Source organism: Daejeonella sp. (genome assembly GCF_044232565.1).
Classification (GTDB): domain Bacteria; phylum Bacteroidota; class Bacteroidia; order Sphingobacteriales; family Sphingobacteriaceae; genus Daejeonella.
On the sequence record NZ_JBIILQ010000106.1, the window covers coordinates 1 to 8915 of the forward strand.

Consider the following 8915-nt stretch of genomic DNA (forward strand, 5'->3'; position numbering starts at 1 on the left):
TTCTGCCTGATCGGCTTCCAACTTGAAGCTTTCAATTTGCTCGCCTTCGTTGTTAATAGCGTCCACAAGGTCTTTTTCTGCTTTCCAACGCGCTCTTAGCGAATCACGTTCGGTTGATAGGTTGGCAATTTCTTCGGAAAGCTCCTTAACTTTTTTCTCATCATTTTCTCTTTTAATAGCCTCGCGCTCAATCTCCAACTGCATAATTTTGCGATTTAGCTCATCCACAACCTCAGGAACAGAATCCATCTCTAAACGAAGCTTTGAAGCGGCTTCATCCATTAAATCTATAGCCTTATCGGGAAGGAAGCGATCTGAAATGTAGCGCTGGGAAAGTTCAACAGCGGCAATAATCGCTTCATCCTTTATTCTAACTTTATGGTGAGTTTCATAACGTTCTTTTAATCCTCTTAGGATTGAAATAGCATCCTGAGTATTTGGCTCATCGACTAACACTTTCTGGAAACGACGCTCCAGAGCTTTATCTTTTTCGAAGTATTTTTGATACTCGTTGAGGGTAGTGGCACCAATTGCTCGTAGCTCCCCACGGGCAAGTGCAGGTTTTAGGATGTTTGCCGCATCCATAGCACCTTCGCCTCCTCCAGCGCCTACAAGTGTGTGTATTTCATCAATGAATAGAATGATTTCCCCATCGCTTTGCGTAACTTCTTTAATTACCGCTTTCAAACGTTCTTCAAATTCGCCTTTGTATTTTGCGCCGGCAATCAATGCACCCATGTCTAGGGAAAAGACTGTTTTTGATTTTAGATTTTCAGGAACATCACCCTGTATCACCCGGAAAGCAATTCCTTCAGCTATGGCGGTCTTACCAACGCCAGGTTCACCAATTAAAATCGGATTGTTTTTTGTCCTGCGCGAAAGTATTTGAATTACACGTCTTATTTCTTCATCACGACCAATAACAGGGTCGAGCTTGCCAGATTCTGCATATTCATTGAGGTTGCGTGCATATTTATTCAACGCATTATATGTAGCTTCAGCATTCTGATCAGTAACCTTACTATTGCCTCTTAGCTCTTGAATGGCTTTTTTGAGATCCGACTCATTCATGCCGGCGTCTTTTAAGATAGAACTAACCTTGTCGCCTGTACTTAATAATCCCAGAAGCAGGTGCTCTACAGAAACAAATTCATCTTTAAATTCCTTTAAATAGGACAATCCTTTTTGTAAAGCTGAATTTGCACCCGATGAAAGATAAATTTCACTTCCGCTAACTTTTGGAAAGCTTTGTATTTGAGCATCAGTTACTTCTGTAATTCGATTAATGTTGATGTTCAGCTTTTTCAGTAAATAACTGATTACATTCTCATCAACAGTTAATAATCCTTTAAGCAGGTGTGCAGTTTCAATAGCTTGCTGCTGATTTCCGCTCGCTATTTCAGAAGCCTTTTGAACGGCTTCCTGTGCTTTGATGGTGAAGTTGTTTAAATTCATATGTTTATCTGTAAGCAAATTGGCTGCCATTTTTGCTTAGGCTTATCGGACTGCTATTTCGTCATATAAATTATTTTTTATATGACTAATTGTCTGGTTTTCAAAATTTTACAACAAATTTTGTCCATTGTTTTTGACAATCAAAGCTTAATAATGTTTGAAATTTGTTTAAAAACAAAAAACTCCTAAGTTTAGCTTAGGAGTTTTCTACTGAGATTTCTTTTTTCTTATGCCGAAAGGATAGTTTTTAAGGCATTTGTTTGGTGGTCAACGAGTTTTTGTAATGGGCCAACAACTATCATTTTCATCATCATGTTTAAATCCGCTGAAATGGCGTGCACTGCTTCCGTTTGGCCATTACCATGATCATTAAGCGTCCATTTGAGCTCTAGCGAAAATGGGACTTCCTCAGTCGGACTTGCAATAATTTCTTTATTCTCTGTAATTGAGGAGATTTTAATAGCAAGTTTGGCCATATTTTGAATGGTGAATCGTGCTTCTTCCTTTGTTGACGACCAGTTATAAATATTTTCGGGCATCAGCTGCTGATGATTATTTAGGTCGGATAAAAATTCAAAAACCTCATTAATTGGTTTATTGATCAACACCTTACTTTCAATGATAGTCATGTAATTATTTTTAGATTTATTGTCCCCAAGCCTCTGGGTTCTGGCGCCATTTTCTTAAAATATTTAGATCTTCAGCTGACACAAAATTATGTTCGGCAGCATATTCTATTAAGGCCGTATAATTGGATAAGGTTAAAAATCTGCATTTGGCGTTTTTGAAATTTTCATCTGCAGCATCAAAGCCATAATTGAAAATACCAACTAATCCGGCTACTTCGCAACCAGCTTCTCTTAGTGCATGTACAGCTTGAAGGCTACTTTTCCCCGTTGAAATAAGATCTTCCACAACAATAACACGCTGTCCTGGAGTAAATTCTCCTTCAATTAAGTTGCCTGTACCATGTTCTTTCGCTTTGGCACGAACATAAATAAAAGGTAAACCTAAATCTTGTGCAACTAAAACTCCTTGTGGAATTCCCGCTGTAGCTACTCCGGCAATAACCGAAACAGATCCGAATTCCTCCTGAATTAAGGAAGAAAGTTGCTGGCGAATGTATGTTCTAATGGATGGATGTGATAAAGTGATGCGGTTATCGCAGTATATAGGAGATTTCCAGCCAGAAGCCCATGTAAATGGATTGCTTGGTTGCAATTTAATTGCTTTAATTTGTAGCAGAAATTCTGCTACCTTCTGTTCAACTTCACTATTATTAATCATGGCACAAATTTATAAAATTTATATCAACGAAGCAGTTTTAATCATCACAGAATCTGTACCAAAAAATCTTTCTGATTATCAGGCACTTAATATAGCAGATTTTGATTTTGTTGATTTTTTTGCTCATGCCAGTGCGCTATCAAGCCCGAAAATATTTCTTGTTTTATCCCCACAGTTCAAGCCCATCTTCAAAAGTATTAAGCGCTCTATGATTTCAATAAAGGCAGCAGGTGGGATTGTTAGAAATGAGGAAAATGAGTGTTTATTTATCTTAAGGAATGGAAAATGGGACCTGCCAAAGGGAAAAATTGAAAAGGGTGAAGGCTCAAGAGCAGCTGCAATACGTGAGGTTGAAGAAGAATGTGGTATTAGGATAGAAAGTAGTGGTGAAAAGATATGTAATACCTATCATATTTATGTGATGAATGGGGCTAAAGTGATCAAAAAAACTGCTTGGTATTGGATGAAGTCAACTAAACGAGAAAAATTGATTCCACAATTGGAAGAAGGAATTACGGAAGTTCGCTGGTTATCTAAACTTGATTTATCTCTAGTTCAAGAAAATACCTACCCCTTAATTAAAGATTTGATAAAAATAATTTAGTGAATTTTAGAGTAAATCGACTGCCTCTTTGGGTATAAATTGCTTCACATCTCCGTTGTTACGCATGATATCACGTACAATGGTTGAACTGATTGAGGAATAGCCGGGCTTACTTACTATGAAAATGCTTTCTATATCAGGTGCAAGTGCATGATTCATTTGAGCGATCGCTTTTTCATATTCAAAATCCGAAACGGTGCGTATTCCTCTAATCATGTAATTAGCATTTATTTGCTTGCAAAATTCAACGGTTAGCCCCTCGTAAGTCTGCACATCTACCTTAGGCTCTTCCGCAAAAACAGCTCTTAAAATTTCTTTACGTTTCTTCAGACTCAAATATGCGGCCTTGGTACTGTTTAAGCCAATTCCAATTACAACCTTGTCAAATAAAGGTAATGAACGTTTTAATATATCAACATGTGCTTTAGTAACCGGATCAAAGGATCCTGGAAAAAGTGCGATTTTCATTGCTTTGTTTTTTTTATTTTATCAGTCAGCAAGATTGATTAATAGTATTGAAATTCCATATAAATTTAACTATTAATGGTGATATCTATATTAATTACTCCTTTTTTCCGAAAAAGCTGAAAGAGGAGGAGCCATATTTCCGCTGTTCAATAAATAAAGGATGATTGTCGATTTTTTTCATGCTTGGATGTTCAACAATTAAATACCCATCTGCCTTCAATAGTTCTTTCTCTAAAACTTTCGTTGCAATAAGGTTCATCTGCGGAAGGTCGTATGGAGGATCAGCAAAAATTAAGTCAAATTTCTCTGTTTCTAATTCCAAATATTTAAAAACATCCGATTTAATAGGTTTAATATTAGTTAGATCGTATTGTTTTATTAGTGATTTTAAAAAGTTAATACATCCAAAATCCCTATCTACTGAATATATTTCGGGAACACCGCGCGAAGCAAATTCCATCGTTATATTTCCGGTTCCGCTAAAAAGGTCTAAAACTTTCAACTTCTCAAAGTCAAACTGGTTGTACAGAATATTGAAAAGCGCTTCCTTAGCCTGGTCTGTGGTTGGTCTAACAGGAAGATTGGCAGGTGGATTTAAGCGTTGTCCTTTTAGTTTTCCACCTATTATTCGCATTGGTCGAGTGAAATTAGCGGGAAATAGCTATGTTTTAAAACCTCGTTAAATTTCTCGGGATGTTTTACAATTAACGAACTATCAGTAAATTGAATAGCATCAAAATATTTTTCTACTCGCTGAAAAGATTGATCATCCTTCACTACCTTTCCCGAAAGCATAACTGAACAATTTTGAACATCTATTCCAAGAGTTTCGATACAATTTAGAATGAAGTAGTTCAGTTCATCGGCATTTACACAATCGAAAATATTGTAAAATAATAAATTAGAATTTTCAAAATATGCTATTTGAATATGCTTTCCGTGAATATCAATAAAAAAGGATGCTTCATTTGATTGAAGGTAATATTTGGATATTCCTTGAATAAATGCATTTGCTTGGCTCAGAATAAGGGCTTCGCCAAAAATATTTTTTAGTGCAAGATGTAAATCTGAATTTATTTTAACAATATTTTGAATTTTTGCAGCAGGTATTGGCTTGCATAAAACGTCGGCTGCATCTGTATTTTCAATGAATTTGGAATATTCCAGTACATTACCTTCAGTAAATAATTCTTTGGGAATGAATGTAAACTGGTAGCTATCAAATGATATTTTTATTTTATTGAAAGGGTATTTAAATTCCTTTTCACATTCTGGCAGACTTTTTATTGCTTCGATCAAGCTGATAGGGCTCCAAGCAGCGTTTAATTCATATTCAACGAGTGCTTTAAGTTCGTCTCTAACTTTATCAAGGATTGCATATTGAATTGTTTCAAAGCCTAAATGTATGAATAGATCGCATTTAGCGGCATTTTGAGATTGAAACTCATCGTCAATTAAGTGCAGTAATTTGTTCATCGATAACAAAAGTATAGTTTCTCCACTATATTTTTTTAATTCTTTCAATTTGCTAATTATTTATTTGATTTCCATAGCATTCTTTCAAGAAATTTAAGTTAAGATTTTGCAATTTGCGTCAATGAATTTCCACAGTCTACTTGAGCAAAATTTCGGAAATATTCCTACCTTCCAACAGCGTGAAGTGTTTTCGTTATTGCAAAAATTTGTGCTTTCTAGCAATGTGGACTCCTGTTTTGTACTTAGGGGTTATGCGGGTACCGGGAAAACGACTTTAATTAGTGCCTTGGTAAAGGTTTTGCCTCAGGTAAAACTCAAATCGGTCTTGCTTGCGCCTACGGGTCGTGCAGCCAAAGTGATTAGCAATTATTCTGGCCGCAAGGCATTTACCATCCACAAAAAAATATACCGTAAAAAGGTAGCTGCTAGTCCGGATATGAACTTTGTACTCGGTGAAAACCTCATGGAGAACACTCTTTTTATTGTGGATGAGGCTTCCATGATTTCCGATTTGGCACATGATTATAGTCGCCGAAGCCTCTTACAAGACCTTGTAAGCTATGTTTACAACAGTAAAAACTGTAAACTGATGCTTGTTGGTGACACAGCACAACTTCCTCCTGTTGGCTCTGCTACAAGTCCCGCTCTAGAAAAAGATTTACTTAATGCACAGTTCGGTCTCGAAGTATTTAGCTATGAATTGACCGATGTGGTTAGGCAGGAAAAGCAATCGGGTATTCTTTTTAATGCGACTGAAATTCGGGAATTGATTCGTCAGGAAAAGCAAGTGTTTCCGAAGTTTAAAACTAAATCTTTTAAGGATATTTTTAGAATGACGGGGGAGCGTTTGGTAGAAGGTTTAAATTATGCCTACGATAAATATGGAATGGAGAATACCATTGTTATTTGTCGCTCAAACAAGAACGCTAATGCTTATAACCAAAATATTCGCAATCGTATTCTTTATCGTGAAGAGGAAATAACTGGTGGTGATCACATAATGATTGTTCGTAATAATTATTACTGGTTGAAACCAGAAGACTTAAGCGGCGATTTTATTGCAAATGGTGATATTGCTAAAATTAGAAAGGTTAGAAGGGTAGAAGAGCAATATGGTTTCCGTTTTGCGGAAGTTGTGATAGAGCTTCTCGACTATCCCGATCAAGAACCATTAAGTTGTAAGGTATTAATGGATACTCTGTATTGTGAAACGCCAAGCCTGTCGAATGCAGATAGTAAACGTTTGTATGAGGCAGTTTTGGAGGACTATATGCATATTGAGAATAAGAAATTACGAATGGAGGAATTGAAAAAAGATCCATATTATAATGCACTTCAAATAAAATTCGCCTTTGCTGTAACATGTCATAAGGCCCAAGGGGGGCAATGGCCTGCTGTTTTTATTGATCAGGGTTATCTTACGGATGAAATGCTCAATACAGAATTTTTAAGATGGCTTTATACCGGTGTAACCCGCTCTTCTTCAGAGTTATTTCTTGTAAACTTTAGCGATCAGTTTTTTGCTGAAAAAGCTCAATAATCTATTTCAAGAATAAAAATTTATTAATCCGGATTGTTTAATAAATAGATTTAATTCTTGGATAATGATATCAAACTTTATTTTTTCACAACTTTTGGATCGATGAATTCCCAATCTAAAATGTGGGGGTGAACATGTTCTCTTTTCACAATAGCCTTCATTTCTGCAATAATTTGTGGGTGTAAAGCAGCAATGTCAGTGGTCTCATTTCTATCTTTCCCCAGATCAAATAATTGCCATTCACCGTTTGGTTGCTTTCTTACATTCAGTTTAACACCCTTCCAATTACCGATTCTTACTGCTAATTGTCCGCCATTTTCCGGATATTCAAAATAAAGGAACCCGTGTTTTTGTTGATCTTTTGTTTTGCCCAAAAGTTCTGGGAGTAGCGAGATTCCATCGGTATTGGTGATTTTATTTCCAGTTATCTCGGCCAGGGTAGCCATGATGTCAAACTGGGCAGATACATGGTCACTTACTGAATTTGCTTTGATCTTTTTTGGCCACTTAGCAATAAAAGGCACCCTTATTCCACCTTCATAAAGGTCCATTTTTAATCCTCTTAATCCTGAAACACTATTAAAAAACTTGCTATCCACGCCCGCCGAAAAAGTGGCGCCATTATCACTTGAAAACATAATGATGGTATTATCTTCCAATCCCAATTCCTTCACCTTTCGCATTATAGCTCCAACCTGGTCATCCAGAAAAGTAATCATCGCTGCGTAGGTAGAAAGGGGGTATTTGCTCGGTGCATAACCATTTTCTCCATAATATGGCTTCTCATCAAACAGCCCTACATACTTTTTTACATACTCCTCGGGAGCTTGTAAAGCTAAGTGTGGCAATGGGTAGGGTAGGTATAAGTAGATAGGATTGTCTTTGTTTTTATCTAAAAAGCCTAGTGCTTTTTGAGTCATTTTTGCTGGTGCATAATCTTTCCCAATAAATTTATTAAAATCTGCGTCAGTAGCAGTTTTAGGGTCTATTTTGCCATGAACCATGAATGAATGATTATTTAAAGCATCCCACTTGTCATTTTCCCAAAGATGAGTAGGGTAAAAATTATGTGCTTGTTTTTGGTCGAGGTATCCATAGTAGTAGTCGAAACCATGTTTCAGAGGACTTCCAGTTGTATTGGTAACGCCCATACCCCATTTTCCTACCAGTGCAGTGCTATAACCTCTTTCTTTCAGCATTTTAGCTACAGTGTAAGCGCCTTCATGCATAGGCATTTGTCCGCCCTCCAAACTATCTGCAAAGCCACCTAGTTCATAATTCCCTCTAATATAGGAGTGTCCAGAATGCTTTCCAGTCATAAGTATGCTTCTTGATGGAGCGCAAACAGGAGCTCCGCTATAATGTTGCGTAAAGCGCATGCCCTCCTTAGCTAATTGATCAAGATTTGGTGTTTTTATTTTCGTTTGTCCATAGCTTCCCAATTCGCCATAGCCTAAATCATCCGCATAAATATAGATGATATTGGGTTTTGATGTCGCACGCTGTGCGATTGAAATAAATGGAATAGATAATAGTAATAGGATATTTCCAACTTTTAACACCCATTTTTTTAGATTTAAGCTATTCCACTCCATTTTTTTGTAATTAATTAAATTGTTCTAACGCAATATAAAAAATAAGATGTAATTTCTTCAATTGATTAAAAATTGCTTTTGGGCAATCTATCCTTGAGTTTTTTTATTACTTTGAAGCTAAATTAATGCATAAGTTTTTTATGAACAAGATTGGATCAATTCTGGTTTTAAGTTTTATGATATTATCTTTTCAGGCGACATATTCGCAAGGAAGCAAGAAAAATATCATTGTTTTTCTGGTGGATGATATGGGCTGGCAAGACAGTTCTGTGCCATTTTGGGATAAAAAAACGCCATTTAACGATCGCTATCGTACTCCCAATATGGAGCGATTGGCAAAAAGAGGCATGAAATTCAGTAATGCATATTCAAATCCTGTTTGTACACCTAGCAGGGTGAGTTTAGCTACCGGAATGAATGTGGCTAGGCATAGAATTACAAACTGGACCAATGTAAAAAAAGATACTCCCACTGATTATCCAGATAGTGT

General features: G+C 36.5%; 10 protein-coding genes. 3 read left to right on the top strand and 7 right to left on the bottom strand.

The features are described 5' to 3' along the window. From ACILQF_RS07265 to pyrE, 3 genes are all read right to left on the bottom strand, one after another. Positions 1-1455 (bottom strand): Clp protease N-terminal domain-containing protein (locus tag ACILQF_RS07265; RefSeq protein WP_395626752.1); only part of this gene is annotated, 1455 nt, incomplete at its 3' end. 227 nt (positions 1456-1682) lie between these two features. Then, the gene (locus ACILQF_RS07270) at positions 1683-2084 is read right to left on the bottom strand and encodes an SRPBCC family protein (RefSeq protein ID WP_395626753.1); all 402 of its coding nucleotides are present in this window, start codon (positions 2082-2084) and stop codon (positions 1683-1685) included. A gap of 16 nt (positions 2085-2100) precedes the next feature. Further along, entirely contained in the window at positions 2101-2742 is a 642-nt protein-coding gene (gene pyrE, locus ACILQF_RS07275; protein ID WP_395626754.1) for an orotate phosphoribosyltransferase, read from the bottom strand. Between pyrE and ACILQF_RS07280 the strand changes: the two genes are divergently transcribed. Continuing rightward, positions 2741-3346: an NUDIX hydrolase gene (locus ACILQF_RS07280; protein WP_395626755.1), complete on the top strand. Its 606-nt coding sequence runs from the start codon at positions 2741-2743 to the stop codon at positions 3344-3346. The genes pyrE and ACILQF_RS07280 overlap by 2 nt on opposite strands. Positions 3347-3352: 6 nt before the next feature. Here the strand turns inward: ACILQF_RS07280 and coaD are convergent, their stop codons facing one another. The 3 genes from coaD to ACILQF_RS07295 form a co-directional block, all read right to left on the bottom strand. Further along, complete coding sequence (gene coaD, locus ACILQF_RS07285) at positions 3353-3814, bottom strand: pantetheine-phosphate adenylyltransferase (RefSeq protein ID WP_395626756.1); 462 nt, start codon at positions 3812-3814, stop codon at positions 3353-3355. A gap of 94 nt (positions 3815-3908) precedes the next feature. Further along, positions 3909-4448: an RsmD family RNA methyltransferase gene (locus tag ACILQF_RS07290; protein WP_395626757.1), complete on the bottom strand. Its 540-nt coding sequence runs from the start codon at positions 4446-4448 to the stop codon at positions 3909-3911. Then, positions 4439-5338, bottom strand: a complete 900-nt coding sequence (locus ACILQF_RS07295) for a DUF3822 family protein (RefSeq protein ID WP_395626758.1) — start codon at positions 5336-5338, stop codon at positions 4439-4441. Before ACILQF_RS07295 ends, ACILQF_RS07290 begins: the two co-directional genes overlap by 10 nt. A 73-nt stretch (positions 5339-5411) precedes the next feature. Here ACILQF_RS07295 and ACILQF_RS07300 point away from each other — a divergent pair, with 73 nt between their 5' ends. Next, a complete protein-coding gene (locus ACILQF_RS07300) occupies positions 5412-6830 on the top strand; it encodes an ATP-dependent RecD-like DNA helicase (RefSeq protein ID WP_395626759.1) in 1419 nt (472 codons plus the stop codon). Between the two features lie 77 nt (positions 6831-6907). Here the strand turns inward: ACILQF_RS07300 and ACILQF_RS07305 are convergent, their stop codons facing one another. Beyond that, the gene (locus ACILQF_RS07305; RefSeq protein ID WP_395626760.1) at positions 6908-8425 is read right to left on the bottom strand and encodes an arylsulfatase; all 1518 of its coding nucleotides are present in this window, start codon (positions 8423-8425) and stop codon (positions 6908-6910) included. 140 nt (positions 8426-8565) lie between these two features. Here ACILQF_RS07305 and ACILQF_RS07310 point away from each other — a divergent pair. After that, positions 8566-8915 (top strand): sulfatase-like hydrolase/transferase (locus tag ACILQF_RS07310; RefSeq protein ID WP_395626761.1); only part of this gene is annotated, 350 nt, incomplete at its 3' end.